Source organism: Trinickia dinghuensis, assembly GCF_003367175.1.
Classification (GTDB): Bacteria; Pseudomonadota; Gammaproteobacteria; order Burkholderiales; family Burkholderiaceae; genus Trinickia; species Trinickia dinghuensis.
The window spans coordinates 1-25255 of the sequence record NZ_QRGA01000008.1 but is presented as its reverse complement, the minus strand read 5'-3'; the positions used below and the strand labels follow the sequence as shown (position 1 = coordinate 25255).

20 protein-coding genes, 1 pseudogene and 5 riboswitches are annotated in these 25255 nt (G+C 60.7%); of the genes and pseudogenes, 5 read left to right on the top strand and 16 right to left on the bottom strand.

Features of this window, described 5'->3' with window-relative positions; translation table 11 throughout:
- Position 1: 1 nt before the first annotated feature.
- From DWV00_RS14810 to DWV00_RS14735, 16 genes are all read right to left on the bottom strand, one after another.
- Complete coding sequence (locus DWV00_RS14810) at positions 2 to 766, bottom strand: VRR-NUC domain-containing protein (protein ID WP_115534359.1); 765 nt, start codon at positions 764 to 766, stop codon at positions 2 to 4.
- Positions 763 to 1311, bottom strand: a complete 549-nt coding sequence (locus tag DWV00_RS14805) for a PAAR domain-containing protein (protein WP_115534358.1) — start codon at positions 1309 to 1311, stop codon at positions 763 to 765. Before DWV00_RS14805 ends, DWV00_RS14810 begins: the two co-directional genes overlap by 4 nt.
- A 222-nt stretch (positions 1312 to 1533) precedes the next feature.
- Complete coding sequence (locus DWV00_RS14800) at positions 1534 to 5643, bottom strand: hypothetical protein (protein ID WP_115534357.1); 4110 nt, start codon at positions 5641 to 5643, stop codon at positions 1534 to 1536.
- A gap of 413 nt (positions 5644 to 6056) precedes the next feature.
- Positions 6057 to 6118, bottom strand: a riboswitch (Fluoride riboswitch).
- Positions 6119 to 6130: 12 nt separating this feature from the next.
- Positions 6131 to 7294 (bottom strand): MFS transporter, encoded by a 1164-nt coding sequence (locus DWV00_RS14795; RefSeq protein WP_245964889.1) that lies wholly within the window; start codon positions 7292 to 7294, stop codon positions 6131 to 6133.
- An 87-nt stretch (positions 7295 to 7381) separates the two neighbouring features.
- Positions 7382 to 9373, bottom strand: a complete 1992-nt coding sequence (locus tag DWV00_RS14790; protein WP_245964888.1) for a proton-conducting transporter transmembrane domain-containing protein — start codon at positions 9371 to 9373, stop codon at positions 7382 to 7384.
- A complete protein-coding gene (locus DWV00_RS14785) occupies positions 9363 to 10175 on the bottom strand; it encodes an NADH-quinone oxidoreductase subunit B family protein (protein ID WP_115534355.1) in 813 nt (270 codons plus the stop codon). The genes DWV00_RS14790 and DWV00_RS14785 overlap by 11 nt, the downstream gene beginning before the upstream one ends.
- A gap of 10 nt (positions 10176 to 10185) precedes the next feature.
- Positions 10186 to 11649, bottom strand: a complete 1464-nt coding sequence (locus tag DWV00_RS14780) for a hydrogenase large subunit (RefSeq protein ID WP_245964887.1) — start codon at positions 11647 to 11649, stop codon at positions 10186 to 10188.
- 20 nt (positions 11650 to 11669) lie between these two features.
- A complete protein-coding gene (locus DWV00_RS14775) occupies positions 11670 to 13145 on the bottom strand; it encodes a proton-conducting transporter transmembrane domain-containing protein (RefSeq protein ID WP_115534353.1) in 1476 nt (491 codons plus the stop codon).
- Positions 13146 to 13147: 2 nt separating this feature from the next.
- Entirely contained in the window at positions 13148 to 13828 is a 681-nt protein-coding gene (locus DWV00_RS14770) for a hydrogenase (RefSeq protein ID WP_115534352.1), read from the bottom strand.
- Between the two features lie 6 nt (positions 13829 to 13834).
- Positions 13835 to 14785, bottom strand: coding sequence for a respiratory chain complex I subunit 1 family protein (locus DWV00_RS14765; RefSeq protein WP_245964886.1), 951 nt, complete (start codon positions 14783 to 14785; stop codon positions 13835 to 13837).
- 89 nt (positions 14786 to 14874) lie between these two features.
- A riboswitch (Fluoride riboswitch) is annotated at positions 14875 to 14945 on the bottom strand.
- 48 nt (positions 14946 to 14993) lie between these two features.
- Positions 14994 to 15362, bottom strand: a complete 369-nt coding sequence (locus DWV00_RS14760; protein ID WP_115534351.1) for a DUF190 domain-containing protein — start codon at positions 15360 to 15362, stop codon at positions 14994 to 14996.
- A 208-nt stretch (positions 15363 to 15570) separates the two neighbouring features.
- Positions 15571 to 16884 carry a phosphopyruvate hydratase gene (gene eno, locus DWV00_RS14755; protein WP_115534638.1) on the bottom strand — a complete coding sequence of 438 codons (1314 nt, stop codon included), beginning with the start codon at positions 16882 to 16884 and terminating at the stop codon, positions 15571 to 15573.
- A gap of 67 nt (positions 16885 to 16951) precedes the next feature.
- Positions 16952 to 17485: an inorganic diphosphatase gene (gene ppa, locus DWV00_RS14750; RefSeq protein WP_115534350.1), complete on the bottom strand. Its 534-nt coding sequence runs from the start codon at positions 17483 to 17485 to the stop codon at positions 16952 to 16954.
- On the bottom strand, positions 17482 to 17814 hold the full coding sequence (locus tag DWV00_RS14745) for a DUF190 domain-containing protein (RefSeq protein ID WP_115534349.1): 333 nt from the start codon (positions 17812 to 17814) through the stop codon (positions 17482 to 17484). Before DWV00_RS14745 ends, ppa begins: the two co-directional genes overlap by 4 nt.
- 181 nt (positions 17815 to 17995) lie before the next feature.
- Positions 17996 to 18063, bottom strand: a riboswitch (Fluoride riboswitch).
- Positions 18064 to 18181: 118 nt separating this feature from the next.
- Positions 18182 to 18523 (bottom strand): DUF190 domain-containing protein, encoded by a 342-nt coding sequence (locus DWV00_RS14740; protein WP_245964885.1) that lies wholly within the window; start codon positions 18521 to 18523, stop codon positions 18182 to 18184.
- Between the two features lie 45 nt (positions 18524 to 18568).
- Complete coding sequence (locus DWV00_RS14735) at positions 18569 to 19861, bottom strand: voltage-gated chloride channel family protein (RefSeq protein ID WP_115534348.1); 1293 nt, start codon at positions 19859 to 19861, stop codon at positions 18569 to 18571.
- A 79-nt stretch (positions 19862 to 19940) separates the two neighbouring features.
- Positions 19941 to 20007: riboswitch (Fluoride riboswitch) on the bottom strand.
- Between the two features lie 129 nt (positions 20008 to 20136).
- A riboswitch (Fluoride riboswitch) is annotated at positions 20137 to 20203 on the top strand.
- 120 nt (positions 20204 to 20323) lie between these two features.
- On the opposite strand from DWV00_RS14735, the gene DWV00_RS14730 reads away from it, so the two are divergent.
- The 5 genes and pseudogenes from DWV00_RS14730 to DWV00_RS33690 form a co-directional block, all read left to right on the top strand.
- A complete protein-coding gene (locus DWV00_RS14730) occupies positions 20324 to 21859 on the top strand; it encodes a MutS-related protein (protein WP_115534347.1) in 1536 nt (511 codons plus the stop codon).
- Positions 21856 to 23412 (top strand): MutS-related protein, encoded by a 1557-nt coding sequence (locus DWV00_RS14725; RefSeq protein WP_115534346.1) that lies wholly within the window; start codon positions 21856 to 21858, stop codon positions 23410 to 23412. The genes DWV00_RS14730 and DWV00_RS14725 overlap by 4 nt, the downstream gene beginning before the upstream one ends.
- A 28-nt stretch (positions 23413 to 23440) precedes the next feature.
- Positions 23441 to 23914, top strand: a complete 474-nt coding sequence (locus DWV00_RS14720) for an HAD family hydrolase (protein ID WP_115534345.1) — start codon at positions 23441 to 23443, stop codon at positions 23912 to 23914.
- A 12-nt stretch (positions 23915 to 23926) separates the two neighbouring features.
- On the top strand, positions 23927 to 24649 hold the full coding sequence (locus DWV00_RS14715; RefSeq protein WP_115534344.1) for a hypothetical protein: 723 nt from the start codon (positions 23927 to 23929) through the stop codon (positions 24647 to 24649).
- Between the two features lie 371 nt (positions 24650 to 25020).
- Positions 25021 to 25255: pseudogene (locus DWV00_RS33690) on the top strand (hypothetical protein); the annotation flags it as partial.

The following is a 25255-nucleotide window of genomic DNA, read 5'->3' as shown; positions in this document are numbered from 1 at the left end:
GTCAAGGCAATATGCCAGGAGGAAGCCTTCCCGGTGGCGGCAGCGGAAGACTGCCGCCACCTGGGAGCGAGCTGCCGCCGCTTCCGCCGCTTTGGCCGCTTTGGCCGGCAAGGTCGTCTAGGTCGGACGTCGATGACTTCGACTGACGTTGGGTCGATTCCTGACCGTTCTGGTCGTCGTCACCGCATCCGCACTCTGCAGGACCAAGTCTCATGAACTTCGATTCTGAGCCCGCTATTTCGATGTAGTCCTGCCGCTGATCGCGAGAGAAATCGTCCGGTGGGAACTTATATTCGACCACCATTTTAATGTTTGACTGGACAGGCGGCTGCGTGGGGTCGTTGACGACCACAACATCCGGCCGGCGAAGATTGCCTTGCCCCGCTTTGTACTTCTTGCTGCCGCCCGGCCAGTAGTCGTTGATCCACTGGCGGATGTCAGAATGCGGAAGCAGCGGATCATCCGGGTCCGTCACCGGCTCCGGAGGTACCGCTTTCATGTTGTAGGTCTGTTCAGGCTTGTACTCGGTCGGTGCGCCGGTTTCCATCTGCGAAGTCTCGTTCGCGAAGTCCAACCGCTGCTGAACGCATCGTTGGCGCTGGATTCGGCCGTTACGCGTCGCAACGCCGATCTGTTTGCACTGGCAAAGCACCTGGCAAAGAACCATGCGATCTTTCTTCGACAAACGACCGCTGACGCCTACCGGGGTCGTTTGACCGTCGGGCGAGACCCCACCGGTCATGGAGCCCGGACCGTAGTCGCTCATGCTCCCTCGCTCCCGGGATGGCTGAACATCAGCGACGAAGCGTCATGTCCCTCAAGCCATTCTGTGAACCCGTTCCCGTCCGTCTTGCCTTGGATCACGCGACCGTCCGACGACCTGACCGTGTACGGGTGTCCCGTGACGGGCTTGCGCGTGATGTCATCGAGCACCTGAAAGCGCCCGCGATAAGGCGTTTGCGGGTTCGTCTCGGATAGAACGCTTTTCCCGCCGCCGATTGATCCACCGCCAGTCGAACCACCGCCAGTCGAACCACCGCTAGTTGGTTCGGCCGTTGTATTGTTTTGCGATGCGATGAGCGTGGCCCCACATGCGGTTATATCGCCTTCGGAGGCGACGGGCCGACCATCGAACGTCACGCCGAGATTCTTGACCCCGACGATCGGATAGACCCCACCGCACTTGGGGCACGACACCTTGTCGCCCAAGAGCGCGAGGGGGACGCCGTCCGACTTATTCTCCGGCGAACACGCAAGCACGCGACCGCCGTGCGAGGTCGTGTCGCCCTCGCGAATGAATGCAAAATCCATATTGCATGCCCTCTCTGTTTTTTGTCGGAGGAATGTAGCACAGCGGGTTTTCCCGGGGCCACCCTGTCAACATTGGCAGTTTTCGCATGCTGCCTCTGCGGTCGCTACACGTTCAGCGAGATTCTGGGGAGGGATGGAAGGCGCTGGAACGGTATGACGCCCGGCGTCAAGGAAGGGATGGGCGGCAGATACAACCTCGAGGCGATGGCCGCTACCGACGGACTACCACGGCAAACGCGCTCGATGAAGCGTCGCCGCGTTGTTCAGTTGATCAAGCAGCGGTTGTGGAAGATGCGCCCCCGTAGCTAGCGAGGCGGCTCTGAGCAGTTGTCCAAGTTGCTGAGGGGCGTTCCCGTCTTCGCGAACGGCTTCTTGCAGCAATGGGACCGAGAGGCTTGGCGATCGCAGCAACGCCGGAGTGCGCGCGTGCTCTCGCCACATGCTCGAGAACACTTTGGCGAGAGGTTTGAACGCCGAGTCGAGAAAAACTTTGCTCGGCAACGTTGATAGCCAATTCAGAGTTCGAATTTGGCACCTTGCCGTTGTCTCAGGGCTGCGTTGGCTTTCCATGAGGAGGCGGAAAACAGCGCCCAATCTGTCGATCTGCTTTGCGTCGGTGGTCATGACTAGCTTCGTCGCGTCGACTGGGTCGACGGAGATCGCTCGCAGCGCCTCGCGCGCTTCGCCGAGAAGCGCCGCGCCATGGGGTAGACCACCGAGGTCGGCGATCCAGGCAGCGGCGAGCTCCTCGACGGAGCCGCCCGAAAGGGCTCGGATGAACAGGGCGAGGCAGAACACCGATTCCATGCCCATGGGCGCGGACCGATCAACATCTAGCACTTCGCCCTCAAATGGCGCGAGAGCGTCCGTCAATGAGGCGATTTCGTTCCTCTGTTGCGCTCGATGCCGCCAAAAGTATTCGCTCAGGCCGTAGAGTCCGTCTGACAACTGTTCGAATTGGCCGCGGTCGAATAGCTCATTGCAGCGGAGGTTCCAATACTGGAATCCGGCTGCCAACACCCTCGACTGGGACAGCGTGGAGCGAAGTGCATTGACGCCGTCGCTTTCGACGCGCAGCAACGATGCAATTTCGATCACAAACGCCGCCGCCATATCTGACGGCAGTTTGGGCAGTTCAGCGATGGATTTGTTGCGGTGCGGGTTGCTGCACTGGCCGATCTGAGGTTCGGAAATCGGTTCAGATTCGAACTTGCCGCGAAGCTGTTCCACAATCCAGCGGAGCACGTGGCCGCCGAGCTTTTTGGCGGCAAACAGGTCGAATTGTTTGGCTGGGTCAAAGTCTCGCTCGAACGCTGACAGCCCCGCGACGATAAGCGCAACCACTCGAGAGCGTGCCCCGTCTTTGAACGCGCAATATGCAGCGTCGAAGAGCGCGCCTCCCGTCATCGCTGGCATTGAGCTTTCGCTCGCGCTTCGCGACGCGATCTCGAACCACTCCGATGCTGCGCCAAAGTCCCCCAAGGTTCCCGCAGCGTAGCCCGCTTTGCGTAAAACATGGGGGTCGCGTTCGAGATCGGCATTCGAGGACGAGGGGCGCCATAGCGACCCTTTCCACAAATTCAATGCTTGTTTGAAATCCTTTCTCCCAAAGTAGACGGACGCTTCCTGCGCTATCAAGACGGGAGCGTCGCCAAAGCTCTCGATGGCCGTTCGGAGGCATGCGAGGGCGTCTGCGCCGCGAGACAAGTGGTCTTCGTAAAGGACCGACAGCAATCTGGCGGCGGAAACCCCCATCGCCTTCGCGTTCCATTGTCCCGCAAGCGAAAGCATTCTGAGCAGCGTCTCTTCGGCGAGCAGCCAGCGAGGCGCCTCTCGATTTGCCTCGTTTTTCCATGGCCCCTGCACGAACAAATGGTTTCTGCTGAACATGGGGATGGTGAACGCTTTCAGCATCCGATCTCGAGCCGCGGGAGTTGTTGCTTCAAGCGCGTCAATAAATTCTCGCAACTGGTCCACATCTTTGCAGCGGGCGAAATTGAAGCCAAATAAGGAGGCGATCAAATCGGCGTCTTTCGTTATCCCACCAGGGCATAGCTCGGCGGTCAACCCTTCACCGATCGGCGCGTCGGGAATGGCGGACTCCAACCGATTGATCTCTTCAAGCGCATGAACAACGGTTCTCGCCCCGAATGACTGATCCGGCGAATCGGCCACCGACATGGCCCACATGAACTGGTTTGCCCCTCGCTGCTTAGAATCTTCTATGCGCGCTATGGAGTTTTCCCATTCCGTGGCAAGGCGAGGAAGTTCGGTTGTGGCCCACTGCTTTGCGATTCGAAATTGTGTCAGCCTCAAGAGAGCGATCGTCTGCGCGTCGAACACCCCCGTATTCGCGCTATCTCCACGCGCCACAAAGACAATCGGGGTTATAAAATCCGCGGCGGCACCGCGTAGCACCCACTTCTCGTCGATCAGGGAGGACAAAAACGACGAAAGGCGTCTGTCGTCTCCGCTTTCCCACGCGTGCATGAAGAGCGCGAAAGCCTTGTCCATCGAAACAGACCTACGGGCCACGAGCGCATCGAAGATGCATTCGTGCGCTTGTGCGACCTTCTTGGGGGACCACACCGACTTGGCCTGTTGAGTGAGGAGCGCTGTGATTTTGTATTCATGAGATGACTGCGTTTCGACCCATCGGCCGACCAGGCGATCAAGCGCATCTCCTGGCGAGCGCAGGCCGACGAACTCCTCTCCAATGAACAAGACCGCCTCGCGGTCTAAAGAGCTGAGAGCGAGACTGAGCGAGTAAAGAAGGTCAAGGTCTGTGTCGGGAAGCGTGCTCGCTGCCTCGCGTCGAGCGAACGCACGCGCCTGTTCAATGCTTGCTGGCGGGTTTTCCATCACTGTGGCGGGTGTATTGTGCCAATCAGCGTCCTGCAATTCGAGACCCAGCAGATGCACGAGTTTCGGATGCCCGCCGCCGCTTCGCGCAAGAATTGCCGCAGCAAATTGTGAGCTCTGGTCGCTAGGGCAGCCGAGCGCAGACACGAACTCGCGGATCTCTTCCCGTGAAAGGTCGGGCAGTGCATGAATATGGATGCCAGCCGTCCGCAGCCGAGGATCGACTGCCTCAGGATGAACCCCTTTCGCCGTGAGAATCAAAAATTGTTCGCGTCGCGCGCACTGCTCGGCCACCGCGCTGAATCGCGTCCACACCGCTTGCGTAATGGTGGTTGCGACCGGAAAATCGTCCACAACAACCACTGCTCGGGAGGGCAGGTCGCGAATCGCCAGAAGCAAACGGTCGAATGCCGAAGGCAGCACCGACGTGTCAAATGCCGACAAATCGACCCAGCAATCGACGCCGCCAAGTTCTTTTGCGACCAAGCTCGCCGCGGTGGTCTTTCCTCGCCCTTCGGAGCCGACAATAAGCGCGGGGCCGCCTCGTTGCGCGATTGCATCGACCAGCGATCGACGAGGCAAGCAGAACCGCGGAAGTGGCGGTTCGACGCCCAACATGGCGGGGGACGAGAAAGAGACCGAGGGCAGTTGCCCTGGCATCGCGCCTTGCTCGGCTGCCAGTGCTCGCCCCATTAGAGAGACGAGGTCTCGCGTCAAGGGGAGCATCATGCTCGTCTTGGCCTCAAATACCCTGAGCAGATCTGCTCTGGTCAGGGAGCGTAGGTTGACGTCGCGATGCTTGATCGTTTCGACGCAATGGGCGAGAAGTCCGTCGACAGCTTTCAGCGACTCGTTGTGGTCGATGTCCCGCTCGTCGCCCAAATCGATTGCCGCCCGCTCCACGGCGAGCTGAACCGAGTCCGTCGAGGGTTCCTTTGTCGCCCAATCGATGCGCTCGAAGAGCTTTGAACGCAACTCGGTCGCGGCGGCGGAGTCAAGAAAGCGTCGTAAGGTTGGGGGCTGCAAGGTTGAACTCAGATGGCGAGCAACGCGTGACGCGGCATCGTCGTCGCCCTCGGCCGCCATTCGCCAAAGATCTATTCCCTTCACGCCTTGGAACGGATCGCCTTTCTCCGAGCCAACGTCACCTCGCGTGACGAAGCGCATTCTGATCGGCCGGCTTGGGTTGCGCTCGACGTGCGCCCAGAAATTCTCGATGGCTTCGCGGACGTCGTTGGACCCGAGCGAGATGTTCTTGCCGGAGTTTTTGATCTGAGATGTGCTGGTCTCGCCGTTTTCGTCTACGACGTCAAAGTCTTCCGCACCTTCCAGGTAAAGCAATTGACCGGCGCCGAGTTTCGTCCAAGCCTCGACTGACCGCCAAATTTGGTAGTCGTAGCCCCGTAACGAATCGATCGCCTGTCGGCGGGTGTCGGCCGTGAGTGGAGCGGAGCTCGTATCGGAGGTCACTGAACGGTCTTTCCTTCGAAAGGCTCTTCTCGTTCACGAATCCAGGGGGCGAGCGTCGCCGCATGGGCGCACGAGGTCGCAAGCGCAATGTCTTGGGCACGAGGTATGGCGACGAATCGTGTCGCTTGGTCAGCCTCAGAGTGTGGCATCGGTCTTGTTGTTGACTCGGAATCTGCCTCGCATTTTACGGGCAAGGGCGCGCGGTTTGCTGTATTTGGCTTTGAGCCGTCCAAGAAAACGTTCGATGGATCTAGGTGGGCAAGGGAGGACGGGAAGCGGAAGTGGATCAGCGGGGCAGTCGAAATTTATTAGGCTAGAAAGTCGCACGCCGAGAATGCGGCAGTCCATCAAAGAGAGGACGGTCATGGAGAAATGAAATTGTAATATTGGTGGCCCGAGCCGGCCTTCATTCCAGGCCGGTAGGCATCATCAGCCCAGGCGGGCGATTTGGGAGAATGCCATCTCCATCAGTTTTGCCATTTTAGCGCTATCTGCCGACCCAGATGAACAGGGGAATGGCCGCAGCTTGCGAGGCGACGCAAAAGAGGACGGCCTCGCCGACGGAGCGGTCATAAATCCAGCCGATGAGGGCGCTGCCAATGAACCAGCACGCGCCGTAGGCTGCGGTGAAAGTCCCGAACGCCGACGCGCGCTTCGCCGTGGCGACCATCGGCGCGACGGCGGCGGGGATGATCGATTCGTGCACGCCCATCCCCATTCCCCAGAGCACTGCGCCCGCCAGCGCCCATCGCGGATCATGTCCCAGGAAGACGAGCGGTGCGAAGAACATCGTTGCTATCGTCAGGAAAATGAGCAGGCGGAAGCCAAAGCGGTCGAATAGCCGTCCGAGTGCGAGCGACGCGGTCCCGCTCGTCGCCATGGCTATCGCGTAGAAGACGGGAATCCAGTTCGTCGAGAGCACATGGGTGCGAGCCCAGTGGTATGCGATCAGCGAATAATCCGCAAAGCCCGCAGCAACGAGGCCCGCGCCGACGAGATAGACCCAGTACCGCGATGAAAACCCTTCCCGAGAGTTCGTCTCCTCATGGTCGTGTCCCATGTCTTGCGGCCGCGGAAAGACGAAGCGGGCGATCGCGAGCAAGCAGAGATTGGCGGCGGCCGGAATGGCGAGCATCGCGAATGCCATCCCGTACTGGCCGCCTCGGGCGATCACGGCCGCGACGACGAGCGGTCCGATCATCGCCCCCATCTGGTCGAAGGCCTCGTGGATGCCGAACGCCCAGCCATACCCTCCGATGCGTTGCGCCGCGTACGACAGCATGACGTCGCGTGGCGGATTGCGTATCGCTTTGCCGATGCGCTCGAGGATGATCAGGAGCGCGGCGGCCTGCCAACTATGCACGAGCGTCAAGGTTGGCACCGCCGTCATCTGCACGATATAGCCGACGATCGCGATGGGCCAGAAGCGTCGCGTCGCGTCGGCTGCGGTACCCGACACGACGCGCAGCCCGTAGCCCGCCAGCTCGCCGAACCCAGCCACGATCCCGATGATCGTAGCCGATGCGCCAACCGAGCCTAGAAACGGCCCCAGTACGCTGCGCGCGCCCTCGTAGGTGAAGTCAGCGAAGAAGCTCAACGCACCCACCAGCAGCACGAAATGCATGGCCTGCCGTCCTCGGTGGTCTGCCATGTGATTCATCCGTCGTCACCTCGCCGACAAGGACCTGCTTCGCGGCGATTCATGGAGCCTGGTGGTATCGGCATGATCCATCTTTTGCTAGATGAGCGTGAGCGCGAGGATCGCGACGAGCAGCCCACCGATCAGGGCGAGGTAGAAATTGAGGTTGCCTGACTGCAGTGCACGGAGTTTCCCGGCACACGAGGTGACGGACCGGACGATGGGCTGGAACAGATGCCGTTCGAACAGATCCGTGACGCCGTGCGAAAAGACGAGCCGCTTGATGAAGTACTCGCGCTGCTCGTGCTCACGCTCGGTGCTCGTCACCGGCAGATAGACGAAGCTGTAGAACGTGCGCATCGCATTGGAGAAGGTCAGCGGCGTTGTCATCGCGTCGTGGTCTGTGTCTGCTGTTCCGCCGAACCACACGGGTGCGCGCCGTACCGGGTAGCGCTTCGCGAGTGCCAGCATCGCGAGCGGCACTAGCGCGAGGAGCGGCATCGCGATCACGAGCTTCGACGGGGAGATGAACGCGAACTTGTCGGTGAGCGGCACAAGCAGCCATCCGGATACCATCGCCTGCGGGCTGTTTGCGTGAAAGAGCGCTTGCGCGCCGCCCGCGAGCGCATCGAGCCAGAGCGGCGCGCCCACCGCGACGGCAAGCACGCCAAGGCCCAATGTGCCGGCAGCCACGGCGAAGCGGCGCGGGATGGGCTGCACGTAGCCCACGTCGGGGATGCCGAGGAGTCCGAGCCCCAGGAGCTTGACGAACGTCGCGAGCGCGACGGCGGCGGCGAGCGCCAGCCCGGCGCCGGCCAGCACGAGCACGAGCCGACCGGTGAACGACGGCAGATGAAAACCCTGAAACACCGACTGGAACACGTACCACTCGCTGACGAAGCCGGCCTGAGGCGGTACCGACGCGAGGCTCATTGCGGCGAACACCGCGCCGAGCCCGAGCATGAAGCCGCTCGTGCGCAGCCAACCGCGCGGAATGATGTCGTAGCGGGCCGTCGATGCACGAACACCGTCCGCGACGAGGAAGAGCGCACCCTTTGCGAGCGAATGGCCGGCGAGATGCAGCAGCGCGACGGTCCAGGCGAGCCCGGCCAGGTCGTCCAGGCCGCTGCTACGAAAAAGCTGTGTGGCGCCGAGCATCGCGACCGAGACCGACGCATTTTCAGCGGATGAGTAGCTGAGCAGTGTGCGCCAGTCATCCTGTTGGAACGCATAGAGTATCGCGAGCACAGCGCTCGAGACGCCCGTCGCGAGCGCCAGGATTCCGAGTCCGAAGGCGGCATTGCCGTGCATTCCGATGCCGAGCCACGCGTTCCAGCTATGGCTCAACGCGTAGTAGGCGGCGTTGAGCACAACCCCGGAGAACACCGCGCCGCTCGCGCCGCTGCCGCTCGAATAGGCGCGGGGGAACCACTCATAGAACGGAACGAGGCCGAGCTTCGCTCCGAAGCCGACGAGCAGTGCGACGCCCGCTAGCCAGATGGCGGCGGTCGACGCGTGCGGCGCACGCGCTGCGAAGACGTCGAAGCCGACCCCGCCCGTGACGCGGTCGAGCAGCACGATCGCGAAGACGAGTGCGACCGCGCCGACTTCGAGCAACGACAGCATCAGGAGCACGGACCGGCCGCCGGTCGATTGCGCATCTTCCCCGGCCAGCATGAGCGCGCCTCCGAGGCTCATGGCTTCCCAGGCGACAAGCAGCGACATGCCGTCTTGCAGGCCGAATACGCCGAGCGCGCCGAGAAGGCTCAGCGCCGCGCCGGCCTGCCATTTGCCCGACCGCTGGGCAAGCGGAGAACCGAGCCAGCAGGCGAATGCCGCGGGCGCCAGCCCGAATCCCATCAGCCATAGGCCAGACGGTTCGATCTGGAACGTTACGGGCTGCGAAGCGAGGGCGACGGGCAGCGCGACATGTGCTGTCGCGTTCGGCAACGCCGCGAGGCAGGCTGCCACCGCAAGCACGCAGCCGGCGGCGAGCAGCCATCGGCCGACCGCGTGCGCTACCTGCATGGGCGAAAGAACGAATGCGGCGACCCAGGCGATCGCGGTCGCGAGGATGAGGTCAGCGCTCAATTCGTCCTCCTTGCATGCGCTCGCGCGAGCGTCCCGCAATCAACTGCAGTGCGTGGATGATGGCCGCGGGATTGGGCGGGCATCCGGGGAGGTACACGTCGACGGGTAGAACACCGTCGAGCCCCTCGCCGCACGCGTAGTTTCCGGCCGTCACACCGCCCGATACGGCACAGGTGCCGGTCGCGACAACCCATTTGGGCTCAGGCATGGCCTTGTAAGTCGTGAGCAACACTTCGCGCATCGCGTGGGTGACCGAACCGGTGACGAGCAGGACGTCGGCAAAGCGCGGCGAAGCCGTGAAGAAGATGCCGAGCCGGTGCAGGTTGTAAAAGGGGTTGTTGAGAGCCTGGAGCTCAGACTCGCAGCCATTGCACGAACCGGCATCGACGTGGCGAACGTGGATGCTGCGTCTGAACGGCGCGGCCGCGTGGCGTGACGATTCGGCCGGTACTTCGTGCGCCGGGGCTGGATTCCAGACGAGCTCGGCACGGTGCGTGACTGCGACCGCCCAGTCGTTCGACGGCATGAACGCGCCGGTTGGACACACTTCCGTACAGCGCTGGCAGACAATGCAGCGCCCCCAGTCCACTCGGGGCCGCGCCTTTTCAACGCCGCTGCCGGCTTCGAGCGCGATCGCCTGCGTCATGCAGGCATCCGCGCACGCGCTGCAATCGTCTCGGCATCGGGCGGGCTCGTATCGCGGCATGCCGAGCACGCCGTCTTGGCCATGCGCGTCGCCGCGCAGCGGCCAGTCAGTGCTGGCGCTGCCTTCTTTCAAGCCGAACCAGGTCCATAGCGGCATGGCAGTCGTCCTATCGGGCACAGCCCGAAATCGTCAATCCGAAACTCGCTTCGTTGATCGCGTAGTCCATCATGTTGCTGTCATGCACCGTGAACGGAAAGACGCGCCAGTTCGAGAACGACGGCTCCTTGATCTTCGCGCGCGCGATGCGCGATCGCCCGTCCAGGTGCAGTGCATACATCGCCGTGCCGCGCGACGACTCCGCCCACCCGAGTCCATCGGCATGTGCGTTGCCGACGCAGCGCACCGATAGCGGGCCGTCCGGAGCCTTGCTGCCAAGCGCGTCGTCGATCAGCGCCATGCTCACTCGCAGTTCCGCGATTCGCACTTTCATGCGCGCGTGCGCATCACCGCCCGGCTCGACCGCGACTGACGGCCGAAGCGCGTCGTAGGCTGCGTAAGGGTGGTCGCGGCGCAGATCGCGATCGATGCCCGAGGCCCGCTCCACCGGCCCCGTCGCGCCCTGGTCGAATGCCAGGGTGCGGCTGAGGAGCCCGGTCGAGAGCAGCCGGTCGAGATGACTCGGCGTCTGTTCGAGCAGCTCTGCGTACCGTTCGAGATCCGGTTTCAGCGCGTCGAGGCCCTTTGCGATCACGAAGAGATCGAGATCACGCCGTACGCCGCCGGGCTTCACGACGTTGCGCAGCAGGCGGCTTCCGCAAGCCTGGGCGGCGATCTGCTTCGCGCGTTCCTCGAGCAGCTTGCCTTGCGCTTCGCCGACCTTGAGCGTCGTCGTGTGGCAAAGATGGCCAAGGTAATGCAGGTGGTTGTAGATCCGCTCGAGCTCGGCGGCGATCACGCGCAGCCAGCGCGCGCGGGGCGGCACGTCGCAATCCGTCGCGTCTTCGACCGCATGAGCGTAGGCGAGCGCATGCGCGACTGTGTCGATACCCGACACACGTTCCGCCAGCAGCGCGCCCTCGTCGCAACTCGCGCCTTCGAACTGTTTCTCCATGCCCCGGTGCTTGAAGAAGAGATTCGGGTGATAGTGGAGAATGCCTTCGCCGACGTAGTAGAAGATGAACTGCGCAGACTCGAGCACGTCGGCCCGCACGGGACCGAACGGCAGCAACTGGACGTGTTTGCCCGAGACCTGCGGAAGGCGCGGCGCGGCAAGTGTACCGGCTACACCTGGCCGCGTCGCATCGGGAGGTTCAAGCGGTCCGCGCCCAGCGGGCGGCAAATGCGCCGTCACGAGGCGCTCGGGTTCGGGGTGCCCGGAGAAGGCGATGCCACTCATCTCCATGATTTCGCGTTCGTACCAACCCGCGAGCGGGCATTGTCCGGCGAGACTTGGTATCGCGTCGATCCCGACGTCGAGCTGCCATCCTGTGAACTCGCGTCGACCCGGTGTGCTTGCGATGTATCGCAACTGTGCCGCGTCCGGATCGCGAAACCACGCATAGGCCATTTGTAGCCGCCCGCCACTCGCGAGCAGGCGGGTGATTGCTCCGTCGACCTCCCGGACGGACATTTGAGCGATTGCGCAGTTTCTCATTTCCCGGCCCCCCCGAGATCTGCCGCGACCTTCGTGAAGAAGTGCCAGAGGCCTGCGGGCCACCAAACGCCGAGCACGAAGATAGGGATCAGCGCGAACCACATCGGTGCGGTCATCCACATGCTCGCGTGAATGGCAGGGTGAGGTGCCTGCACCTGGGGCACGGGCCGGTCGTCCATGAACATCGCCCGAAAATGATTCAGAAAGCCGACGAAGATCACGATCAGCAGCAGCATAAGCACGACGACGGCCCAGGCATTGGGCGTGGCGAAACCGGCGCGCATTAGCGTGAGCTCGCTAAGGAACAATCCGAACGGTGGCGCGCCCGTTATCGCCACGGCGCCCGCGAGCCAGAGCATACCCGTCGTGGGGAAGCGCTGCCATACGCCGCGGATTTCGTCGATGCGCTTGGTGCCGAACACCCGCATCACGTTGCCTGCACCGAAGAACATCAGGGACTTGGCAAGCGAGTGATTGAGCATGTGGTAAAGAACGGCGGCGATGGCGAGCGGTCCTCCGAAGCCCAACCCGAGTGCAAGCACGCCCATGTGCTCGACGCTTGAATAGGCCATCAGACGTTTGATGCCCTGTTGCTTGACGATGAAAAGTGCCGCGACCAATAGCGAGAACGCTCCGATGGCAACGAGGACAGTACGTGGAATGCCGGGCAGGCCGGCTGCATCCGTGATCGTCAGATACCGTGCGATGCCGAGCATCGCCGTGTTTAGCAACGCGCCCGACAGCATCGCGGAGACGGGTGCGGGGCCTTCACTGTGCGCGTCGGGCAACCACGTGTGCATCGGCGCGAGGCCTGCCTTGGTTCCGTAGCCGACGAGCACGAGGAGGAACGCCATGCGAGTGAGCGCGGGATTCATCTGCGGGGCGGCGTGACGCAAAGTCGCCCAGGTAGCGTCGTAGGTCGGACCGATCACGAGACTGCCCGCCCAATAGAACAATACGGTGCCAAGCAGAGCAAGGCTGATACCGGCTGAGACCACGATGATGTACTTCCAAGCAGCCTCGATGGCTTCTTCGTCTCGCTCGAAACCGACAAGAAAAGTGCTGACGAGCGTCGTCAGTTCGATCGCGATCCAGTAGACGCCAATGTTGTTCATCAACGGACCCGCAATCATCGTGGCGGCGAAGAGTGCAAAGAGTGCGTAGAACTTGGGCAGCCGATCGTGGTGTTCCGTGAGAAGCCGCATGTAGCCGATCGCGTAGATCGATGCGAAGCAATAGACGAGCGCGGTACACACGAGCGTCCAGGTGCCGAACGCGTCGACGAGCACATAGTCCGACATCATCGTCGTGGGTTCACCTACGCCATATGCGAGCAAGATTGCTGCAATGAGACAAACGATAGATGCTGCGAGATTCGCATATTCGGCCACGCGGGGACCCGCACCCAAGGCGCAAACACCGGCCGCGGCGATGGGTGCGATGACGATCGTGTAGGTCGGCGTTTCGAGCATGGTTACCCCACGAGACGCCTGAGTTGCCGGCTGCTTGTGCTGCCCACGTGTACAAGGAGATAGCGCACGAGCACGCCGAAGCTGACGACGATGACAAGCAAGTCGAATAGCAGTACGAGTTCGATGAGCATCGGCATGCCTGGCACAAGGATTTGGGAGCCAAGAAATATCCCGTTCTCCAGAAGCAACAGGCCCAACACTTGGCTAACGGCCTCGTGCCGCACGGCTAGCATCAGGAAGCCAATCAGCTTCATCGAAAGCATCACGGTCAGCGCCAGTACGACAATGGTGCCGCCGAGGCCGAGCGTGTCGCCAAGGTGGTCGGAGACGACAAATGCGAAGAGCACGAGCAGAGCACCTAACACCATGCACGAGCTGGGTTGTAGCACGACGTGTAGCTCTCGCTCCACATTGAGGCGAATAATGATCCGCCAGATCAGGTACGGGAGAATCAGCCCGCGAAAGAACGCAGTGAGGGCCGCAATCAGATAGAGTTCGGGGTAGCCACCGTAGTAGCCAACCGCGGCCGAGAGCAGGGCGATGAGCCACGATTCAGCGGTGAAAGCGAGCAGGTAGTTTTTGAGCCAATGCGACCCGAGCATGACGAATGCGAGCAGCAGGCTGCCAATTGCCAACAGGCTGAAGAGCGAGGCGGCGAGCGGACTCAAGTGAGCGAGCAGCATGACGGATCACCGTAGCTGATTGGCGGCGATTGCGAGCACCGCAAGCATGAACGAGGCCGCGAGCGGCTCTTGGTACCTAAAGAATCGCAATCTCGATTGCGCGGTCTCGATCCCGACGACGACAAGGGCGACCGCGAGCATCTTCAGGAAGAGCGCGATCGCTGCCGCCAAGGCGCCGATCGCCACTCCGTGATGCGAGAGCCCCCACGGGAGCGTCAGCACGTTGCAGAAGATCACGTACAGAATGAACTGCTTCATCATCGACGCCCATTTGAGCAAGGCGAGGAGCGGGCCGGAATATTCGAGAATGCGGGCTTCCTCGATCATGTACACCTCGATGTGCGTGCTTGAATGGATCGGCAGTCGGTCTGTCTCGACAAGGATGAGCACGAAGAAGGCGAGGACGAGGAACAGATGCGCTGGGCTCCAATAGACGGACGGCTGGGCGACGAGCAGGTGGTTGACGACGAACGGCAGCATCGATTTCGCGAGTAGCGTAATGCCGACGAGCACAAGGATCAGTGTGGGTTCAGCGAGAATGCTGAGCATCACAGCGCGGCTCGAGCCGATGCCCCCATAGGCGCTTCCCGAATCGAGGCCGGCAAGCGTGATGACGAATGACCCTAGCGTGAGAATCAGTCCGCCGCCGAGGATGTCGCCCATGTTGGATAGCGGCAGTGGAAAGTCTGTAAGCACCGGGATGAGGATCGGCACCGTCAACATGCACGTAAACGCGATGACGGGCGCGCTCCAATAGATCCACGATGCGGTTTGGGGAACGACGAGTTGTTTGTGGAAAAGCTTCCACAGGTCACGGTAGGGTTGAACGACGCCAGGACCGCGTGCCCGTTGCACGCGCTCTTCCCACTGGGCGATAACGCCGGATAGGAGCGGCGACAGTATGACGACAGTTAGAACCTGGGCGACCTGGAGAGCCACCTCGCGCATGCTTCCCATGTTCTCTCGTTCTTCTGGGCAACGATATGCCCGGGAAGCTCGTCAAATCGAGCCGGCAAAAAATGTCTACCGGCCCCGAAGCACCCGGGGACCTAGTAGGCATCATCAGCCGCTCAGTCGCTAGCGGCGGTTAGGGAGGAATGCCATCTCCACAAAGCCAGACTGGAGTATAGGAAACGCGGCCGCGTAAGCAAAGTCCGCGAATTTCCTAATGCGCAGAGCGCCCGAACAGCGAAAAATGCTTCGATTGCTTCGTGGGCTGCTCCTCGCCGATCACGCCAAATTCAATCGGGAAGCGTGTGTAAAACACATGCACCTTCTCTGCGCGCACCGTCGTCAGAATCCGCTCGGCTTCGTCTTCGGTGAGCGCGAGGATGATTTGGATGGGCTGGTCCGCAATGCTCAACATGTGGGCAGCATGATGAGCGCCCGCATGGCCGATACCCTCCGAGGCACTCAAGACGGTCGCACCGCGGATGCCAAGCTTGCGCACTTCATGGAGCAACCAATCGCAGACGGTTTGATTGCCGTGCCGGCGGTTCTGCTCTGTATAAAACGTCAACTGATAGCCATTCATTGCTCACCTCCGCCGTACCGTACCGGCTCGCGTGGAGCGTTATTGGCTTCGCCCCTGTGACATGCCCGTGTCAATTGCCCGCCCCGACGGGGTATACGGGAAGTTTAGTGCATGGAATTCAAATAATTATTCATGTTGCGTTGCAATAGCCCGTTCTCATGTGACCTGCGCCACGGTGCTGAACAGGCCGATCGCGCCGAGGTATTGCTTAGAGCGTGCCGGCAGGGGGCCGCTCTTCCTGTCGGAGATGTCCGAACGCCTCCCGGCCGGCATATATCGCCTGATCGCCGAGCATACGTTCGATCGCAAGTAGCCGGTTGTACTTGGCGACCCTCTCCCCGCGTGCAGGGGCGCCCGACTTGATCTGACCGCAATTGAGCGCGACGGCGAGATCGGCGATGCTGGTGTCTTCCGTTTCCCCGGACCGGTGGGAAACCAGGCAGGCGTATGCAGAAGACAGCGCGAGCCTCGCCGTATCGAGCGTCTCCGTGACAGTGCCGATCTGATTGAGCTTGATCAGGATGCTGTTGCAGCATCCTTCTCGGATTCCGCGCCGCAAGAACTCGCGATTGGTCACGAACAAGTCGTCACCTACCACCTGCACGCGCTTGCCTAGCCGGGTGGTCAGTGCGGCAAAGCCGCTCCAGTCGCTGTCGGCGAGCGGATCTTCCAGAGAGATGATCGGATAACGCGAGAGCCAGTCCTCCCAGTAGGCGATCATATCTGGCGTCGACAGCACTTTGCCGTCTCGTTCCAGGCGGTAGTGTTCGCCGTCATAGAAGGAGCTAGCCGCCGGGTCCAGGCCGATAGCGATGTCCTCGCCAGGCCGATAGCCGGCTCTTTCGATTGCTCGCATGATCGCGTCCATCGCCGCCGCATTGGACGGTAGTTTCGGGACGAATCCGCCTTCGTCGCCGACATTGGCGGGTGCAGCCTGTTCGGCGAGGACAGTCGCGAGCGCGTGATACGTTTCCGAGCCGTAGCGCAGTGCTTCGCGGAAAGTTGGCGCGCCGAGGGGCACCAGCTTGAATTCCTGCATGTCTGGTCCGCCGTGCGCGTGTTTGCCGCCGTTGAACATTGGTACGGGAAGTACATGCGCGTTGGTTCCACCCAAATAGCGAAACAGCGGCAAGCCGCACGTGAGTGCGGCAGCCTTTGCGCAGACGAGCGACGCGCCGAGAATTGCGTTGGCACCGAGTCGGCTCTTCGAGCCCGTGCCATCGAGATTTATCAGCGTTCGATCGATATACCGCTGATCGTCGACTGACAGTCCAACAAGTGCTTCTGCAATCGGTCCATTGACGTTGCTCAAGGCCCCAAGTACTCCTTTGCCGCCGTAGCGCGCAACGTCGCCGTCACGTAGCTCGACCGCCTCGAACTCTCCGGTGGACGCACCGGAGGGCACCGCGGCGCTAGCGCAGGTGCCGTCCGCGAGTGTGACCGTGACCTCGACTGTTGGATTGCCGCGGGAGTCGAGTATTTCATCCGCGAAGATGCTGTCGATTGCAGTGGCGTTGCTCATCGTCATGCTCCTTTGCACGGGGCCGGATGATCGGTTACGCGACAGGCGCTGTTGCCATCGTCCGTTGTCACTCGTGGGTACAGAATGCCCTCATGGCCGTGAGGATCGCGCTACTCGCCTCTTCGACGTCCCCCCAGCCTTCGAACTTCACCCACTTGCCTGGCTCGAGGACCTTATAGTGTTCAAAAAAGAATCTAAGCTGGTCGAGCACATAGTCGCCGACGTCGGCCAATCGCCGAATGGACTTTGTCGCCGGGCAGACGGAATCGATCGGGACCGCGATCACTTTTTCGTCGGGACCCGCTTGGTCGGTCATGTCGAGTAGACCCACTGGTCGGCAGGCAATCAACGACAGGCGTTCGAGCGCGAATGGCGCGAGCACGATAATGTCGAGTGGATCGCCGTCGCGCGCGAGCGTGCGAGGGATGAATCCGTAGTTCTGTGGATAGCGCATCCCGGCGCTCATGATGCGATCGACACGCAGCAGCCCCAGCTTCTTGTCGGCCTCGTATTTCACGGGTTCGCTTTGCGCCGGAATTTCGACGATTGCGTTGACCTCGTGCGGAGGATCGTCGCCGGCCGGAATCTCAAGGAAATTCATGGCATGTCCTCAGTGCTTCCGATCGTTTCGTACTCAATGGGACAGCGTGTGTAGAAGAGCCGCACGCCGCCCGCGCGAAGCCTTGCGAGGAGCGCGTCCGCCTTTTCGTCCTCGGTGGCGACGGTCACTGCCACCGGCTGGTCGACGAGATCGAAGAAGCGCGCTGCATGATACCGGCCGTGCGAGTCGATGCCTTGTGTAGCCTCCATCACAGTCGCTCCTTGAATTCCGGCCTGTCTTGCTTCATCGAGAATCCATTCGACGACAGTCATGTGCGCTTTACGGTGACTCTGGTTCGCTGCGTATACGGTCAGTTGACTTCCTTTCATTCGGCACTCCGTACGCGGTTGAGAATGAAGCTCGGGTATGCGGGCCGTGCAGTGACGAGCGACCGCCGCGCCGCATGTGCGAGCTTGGTGAGCTTCTGAAAGTGAAGTTGCAGAAACCCGATTCGAACAATGTCAAATCCGGGCAGCAGGGCGCTTAGACAGCCTACGACCTCCCGACCGGGAACTCGTAGGCATCATCAGCCGGCGTGGCCGGCGGTTGAAAGGAGGAATGCCATCTCCTGAATAAAGTCTAACACGGCCTGAACGGTATTCCTGCACTGTTTGTTCCCCGGTACGGGCCATCGGGTCGCCGGCTGTAGCCGGGCGCGAAGGCAGCGACCGGCAACAGCTGGAGGGGAGTTTGGTGCTAGTCTCGTGCAAGTTCGCACGGCAAAAAGATCGCTCTCACGTCGTGCAGATCGTTACGATGTGCCTGCCAGAAATCCTGTAGCTTGTTCTCAAGGTCGATGAGTTCGATGCAGTGTGGGAAGCGGTGATGGCCATTCTCCACGTGTTCGTGATGCAGTCGATCGCCGGCAAGGTACCCGGCATGCACTCGATGAAGCACCGCCTGCTCAATGCCGGCTCGCTTCGCGTGGCCCAATAGGTGGTGTGCAAGACTCTGCCGCGCGATCCGATGCCAAAGGCGAGTCGGACGCGCCTTGGCGGACTGATGGAAATAGAGACGAAGTGCTGTAAGTTTGGTCATTTTGAATTGTTCAGAAATCGGTGTTACGAATCACATCGAAAATGGCTAAGTGCGTTCCGGCAGACGGCGCCGCAAGGCCGCTAAGTCGGAAAGACGCATGCCGTTGGGTAGCAAGGGGTGTTTCGCATGTCCGACACGCTGTGCGCGATAGATGCCCGTATGCCCCGAGAAGAGATAGGCGACCACGCAGGCAATCGCGGCATAGACGCCGATGTCCGCACCGAAAAGTTCGATCGCCATGATCGTTGAAGCGATCGGCGTATTCGCCGCGCCGGCAAATACCGCAACGAAGCCCAGCCCTGCAAGCACGGGAATGGGAAGTGCAAGCACGTGGCCGAGTGCGTTACCGAGTGTCGCCCCGATATAAAACAATGGCGTTACCTCTCCACCCTTGAATCCCGAGGCCAGCGTGACCGCGGTGAAGCCGAACTTACCGAGGAAGTCGTAGACCGGAAGTGGGTCGTGAAAGGCTGCTTCGATCGTTGGGATGCCTAGTCCCAGGTACTGGGGCACGTTGAGCACCGTTGCCGCGACAGCGACAATGACGCCCCCCGTGAAAGCGCGCATCGGTCCGTAGCTGATCGTCCGCTTCAGAAATGCCGCAAGCGCGTGCGTCGAGTCGGCGAACAGCATGCCGACGACGCCGAAGGCGATTCCGGCAAGCAACACCGAGCCGAGCCCCGTCATCGAGACGGCGGGGACTGACGGAACGAAATAAACGGTGTGATGGATGCCCCAGAGACGACACACTTGGTCAGCTGCGACTGCGGACATGACGCAGGTCAGCAGGGCATCGTAGCGAATGCGACCGATCGCGAGCACCTCAAGTCCGAAGACGGCGCCTGCGAGTGGCGTTCCGAATACCGACGAGAAACCAGCGGCGATTCCGCCCATCAACAAGATTCGCCGATCCTCGCGGTCTAGCCCGCACGCGTGCGTGATTCGATCGGCGATCGCGCCGCCCATTTGTACGGCCGTACCTTCTCGACCCGCCGAGCCCCCGAACAGATGCGTAATGACGGTGGCCACGAGGACGAGCGGTGCCATGCGCTTCGGCACGATTTTCTGCGGATCATGGATTTCGTCGATCAGCAGGTTGTTTCCGCCCTCTACGGATTTGCCCACACGGTGGTACACCCAGCCTGTCGCGAAGCCCGCGATCGGAAGTAGCGCGAGCAGCCACGGATTGTGAGAGCGAGTTTCCGTTGCTAGATCTAGTGAGGCGAGAAAGAGGGCAGACGCGGAACCCGCAAGCGCGCCCAAGCCGCACGAAAGTACGAGCCATCGGCAAAGGTACGACACCATTGCCACTTGCTCGAGGGAGCTAATTTTCTTCATATTGTTCAGATTTGACAGAACATCAAACCTGGGCGGCAGAACGCCGCTCTACGGACGGCCTACGACCTCCTGCACCCAGGAATTCGTAGGCATCATCAGCTGGAAGCCCAGCGGTTATAGGGAGGAATGCCATCTCCAGCGGCGGATTCTACGCGAAAACGTTTCTGCGCCGCAACATTCTCTTGCAGACAGCGCCACTGCATCCCAGCGGCGCCCTGCTGGCTAAACGGTCGGTGATCGTGGTTGAACGGTCCGCGCCCGTGGCATAAACTGATCGGAACACAGGAGATGGCATTCCTCCCATAACCGCCCCTCAAGGGGGCTAATGATGCCTGCGAGCCCGGGATCGGGCGCCGTAGGCGTATGCCAGCTAGTTCCGCCGTCTTCGTAAGCGGGCGCCATCGTCAAACGTGCACTCCTTCTCGACTTCGCTTAACAGCTCGAAGTGAAGAGGGAGTTCGCATGACCTTTCACAGCATCCTGTTCGAGACCCCCGAAGATAGGCCGAGTGGAAACCAAGCTGGCGAGCCTGACTTTTTCGGCGACCTAAATCTAGACCAGATGGTGGCCGAGGCGACGCGGGGCTACGCGGAATATGACTTGGCGTCGTTCTTTTATACGCCGCTTTCGCGCGTAGGCGCCATCGTCTACCGCCACGAGATCATGCGTGATCTCGAGAACCCGGTTGTGCACGATTCCGTCAAGTTACTGACCGACGGAATGCGCAAGATGCGCGCTTTGCGGGCAGAGGGTGAAAAGCTCTATTACAGCCTGCAAAAGCAATGGTGGTTCCTCGAATCCACAATCGCGTACAGCATGACGCTAGGCACCTTCGCCAGAGAGTTGCATGCGTGCGAGCCTCGATCAAAAGGCTTTCGCGAGTTTCTCCAGCATCTGACGAGTTATCTCGCCTCTGAAGCGTTTCAGGCGCTTGTGCGCGATGCGGACGACGTCAAACGCGAACTCGCCTCAATCCAATATTGCACGCTGGTCAAAGGCAGCACGGTCACAGTGCGCCGGTACGACAGCGAAAGCGACTACAGCGCCAAGGTGCTCGGCATCTTCGACAGATTCAAGCTGGGGGCTACCAAGGAGCGCTGTGAAGCAGTTCGTGAGCAACCTCAAATGAACCACGTGGAAGCGCAGGTGCTCCAATTTGTTGCCAGGCTCTCTCCGCAGCCCTTCTCAAAACTCGCGGCTTTTCACGAACAGCATGCCGACTATCTGGATGCAACGATCGCAACGTTTGATCGCGAAATTCAGTTCTATCTCGCCTACGGCGCTTATGTTGGTCCGTGCCGCGAGCAGGGTCTCGAATTCTCCTATCCGCTGGTTACTGACACGAGCAAAGCCGCACATTGCGACGAGACCTACGATCTCGTTCTAGCGCACAAGCTGGCTACGGATAACGCGCGCGTGGTCTGCAACGGGCTGCACTTGAACGAAGGCGAGCACCTTCTGATCGTGTCTGGGCCAAACAACGGAGGCAAGACGACCTTCGCTCGGATGTTCGGTCAGCTTCACTACCTGACTCGGCTTGGCTGTCCCGTACCCGGGCACAATGCTCGGCTCTTTCTGTGTAATGCACTCTTTACGCACTTCGAGCGAGAAGAGAGCACGAAGGACATGCGGGGCAAACTGCGTGATGATCTTTACCGCATGCACGGAATTTTGACGCAGGCGACGTCCGACAGCGTCATCATCATGAACGAGATCTTCAGCTCGACGACGCTGGCAGACGCCCTGTTTCTCAGCAAACGCATCATCGGCCAAATTATCGAGCTCGGTGCCTTGTGCGTTTGCGTGACATTTATAGAGGAACTCGCGCGGCTGTCCGGCGAAGCAGTCAGTATGGTGAGCGAGATCGATCCCGCGGCACCGGAAATCCGAACGTACCGAATTCGGCGACGTGACGCGGGTTCCGAGGCGTACGCGATGTCGATCGCACGGCACTACGGTCTTACCTACGACCGGCTCAAGGAGAGGCTCGGACTATGAAGGCGCATCTGCTCCATTGCAGCCGCGACTTTGACCTGCGGCGCGCTCGGCTCTGGAATGAGACCGCACTGACACAGGATCTTTCCCTCGAGATCGTCTACCGAGCCATGTCGCAGGGGGATGCATACCTGTACGAGATCGCGAAGCAAGTCGTCCCGGCGAGTTTGACCGACCTCGGGGAAATTCGCCACCGCCAAGAGGTGCTAGCCGACTGCATCGAACACGAAGACGTTGCACGAAGTCTCTACGGGATTGCGGTGGAAGCGCTCGAGACAGAGCGGCACACATTTCACAGCATTTTTGCGTCGTCGCCGGGGATGGTACTGCATGGCGCGCGTGATCTCGTGCAGGCCTTCCTCGTCGTGCTTCACAAGTTGCGTGAGGTTGCCGACTTCCATACAGGCAGTTTCCGCTCCAATGGCTTCGAGCAATTCTTCGCGATGATCAGCCGCGAGCTGTCGGACGACTATTTTAGGGAAATCGAGCACTGCCTGAAAGAGCTCAAGCTTCGAAACGGCACGCTTATCAGTGCGCACCTGGGACACGGAAACAAAGGAATCCTTCACGTCTTGCGCAAGCCTCACGAGCCGGACCCAAATCTACTCAGGCGGCTGTTCGCCAGGCGTGCGCCGGCGTTGACGTTTCGAATCGCCGATCGCGACGAGGCTGGCGCAAGAGCACTGTCCGAGCTCGAGGCACGCGGCGTTCGCCTGGTCGCTAACGCGCTTTCACAGTCGGCCGACCATATCCTGAGCTTCTTCTCGATGCTGCGCGAGGAAACTGCGTTCTATATTGGTTGCCTGAATCTGCGTCACGAGCTTGAGCGGCGTGGCGTTTTCGTGTGCTTTCCTGCGCCACACCCGGCAAATTCTAGAACGTATGTGGCTGAGGAGCTTTGCGATGTCAGCTTGGCATTGCATCTATCTACTGCGCCGGTCGGTAACGACGCAAAGGCAGATGGAAAGGCGCTGGTCGTCGTTACTGGCGCGAACGAGGGCGGCAAGTCAACGTTCCTGCGCGGCGTTGGCCTTGCCCAACTCATGATGCAAGCGGGCATGTTTGTCGCAGCCAGGTCATTTGCCGCGAACGTCTGCGACGGGATATTCACCCATTACAAGCGTGAAGAGGATTCGACGATGCAGGGCGGTAAGCTAGACGAGGAACTCGGGCGCATGAGTGAGATCGTCGACCACATGCGCGAGAACGCTCTTTTTCTCTCAAACGAGTCGTTTGCCGCGACGAATGAGCGCGAAGGCGCCAAGATCGCTTTGCAAATCATTGCTGCGTTGCTGCAAAAGCGCGTGAAGATCGTGCTTGTGACGCACCTCTATGCGCTCGCGGATGAATTGCACGGGCAACGCGATCCGGCCGCTCTCTTTCTACGGGCCGACCGACGCACTGACGGCACACGAACGTTTAAATTGATCGAGGCCGCGCCGCTGCAAACTAGCTACGGCGAAGACCTCTATAGGCGGATATTCGTAGAGCGCGAAGTCGAACCGGCCGTGAGCACATCGGCCGCCCTCGAAGCTGGGCGTGCAAGTGTCGAATAACGCGCCCGATTGTTCCTTTGGAGGTGTCGTGATTACAATCGATATTCCCGGGTTCGGCGACCTTACGCTCGACCATCTCGTAGCGGACTATAACGGCAGCCTTGCCATTGACGGAAAGCCGCTCGACGGGGTGAAGGAGCGGCTCTCCGCTCTCGCGCCGCAACTCAGGCTCCATATCGTCACGGGCAATACTTACGGTGACGCTCACGACCATCTCGCCGGTTGGCCGGTTGAGCTTGTATGTTTGCCCGACGGTGCGCAGCAACGCGCGGCAAAGCGCCGGTACGTTGAGATCCTTGGCGCGGATCGAGTGGTCGTGATTGGCAACGGCCGCAACGACGCAGCAATGCTCAAGCTGGCTGCCCTTGGAATCGCTATCCTCGGGTCCGAAGGTGCAGCTATCGACGCGATTGAGAGCGCGGACATCGTAGTCCATCACGGGGTGGACGCACTCGGACTGCTCTTGAAGCCGAAGCGGCTCGTCGCTTCGCTGAGGGGTTAATCGGCGACTGTCATGCAAAACCGCGAAATAGCAGACAGCAAACGAGGGCCGGAGCTTTCAGATGGGGAAGTCGACTTCCTGTGGTGGTTCATTCAGGGCAGTATCATGGACCCCGACGTTCGGCAGCGGTTGAACGCACATTGGGGGCTTTGTGCTCGTCACAGTCTGGCATTTTTCGTCGTCGAAGCGGCGTTCCGGCCGCACCTCATTCATGGTTGCTCGATCCTTTACCGCGCGCTGATACAGCGCGCCACAAAAGTGCTCGATGATCGTGGGGTCCACAGTCTCATGCCGGCGAATGCTTGCCGCTTTATGCTGCGTGAGACAGGACCGTGCCACATGTGCGATCTTCAGTACGATGAGCATTCTGCCGCAAGCGCTCCGCTCGAGCGGCTTGCACAGGGGCGAGATTCAAGCAACGCAAGGCGCTTTGCCGTTGAGAACCGCAGCGGCTGGCTCCCCTTCGTTTGCGGGCGATGCACGGGAAATGCTGGCCCCGTGCTGTGCCGTGCCCATCTGATCGATGCCCTGGGACAGCCGCACGCGGGCGAAGTCCAATCACAGCATGCCTACGTTGAGGCAATCGGGGCACATTTGGCGAACTTCGAGAATGCGTTTCGATGGGACTGCCGCGACACCGATACCCCCGAAGACCGAGGTGCCCTGATAGCTGCAATCGGCTGGTGCGCCGGGTGGGGACAGCTACAAGCAAGTCTACTCGATGGATTGATTTGAAGAGCCCTTTCGAGAACGTCGGAACGACGTTCTCGGCTCGATGCATCGGTGTGCATTTCAGAGGGGAGCTCCGGTCAATTCTGAATAAGAAATTATCAACATATGAACTGCTCTATCAGCAACCACACCAAACCCGTGTGCGGCGCCCTACATATTCGTGCGATCTGATCGCCCGCGAACTCGCTTAACCGTGCATGCTGATTACGCAGGATTGCGAATAGCGCACGACCCCCTTCGTCCTATTCGCCCCGTGCCATCAAACGTGAGAATGCCTCCCGGGACGTTCCCCCCGAACATCCAGGCGGGCCGTTGCATCCCCAAAACCCTGTTCGCCGCTCAGACCGCATGCGGATGAGCACAAGGAGCCGGCTATGCCTGTTCGCGACATTACCTCTCGTCATCGCCAATTCGCCCCATTGGCAATCGCAGCGCTGTTAACGATTTCGCTTTCCAGCGGCTTCGCGTCGAGCGCGGCCAACGCGCAAAGCACGAGCAATAACGGCAAGAACTCAAACCCCACCAAGAGTTTCAAGGTCCCGGCATTGCCGACGGGTTCCGGGAATGTGCAAATACAACCGGGCATGTCGAAAAAGGATTGGGCGGACG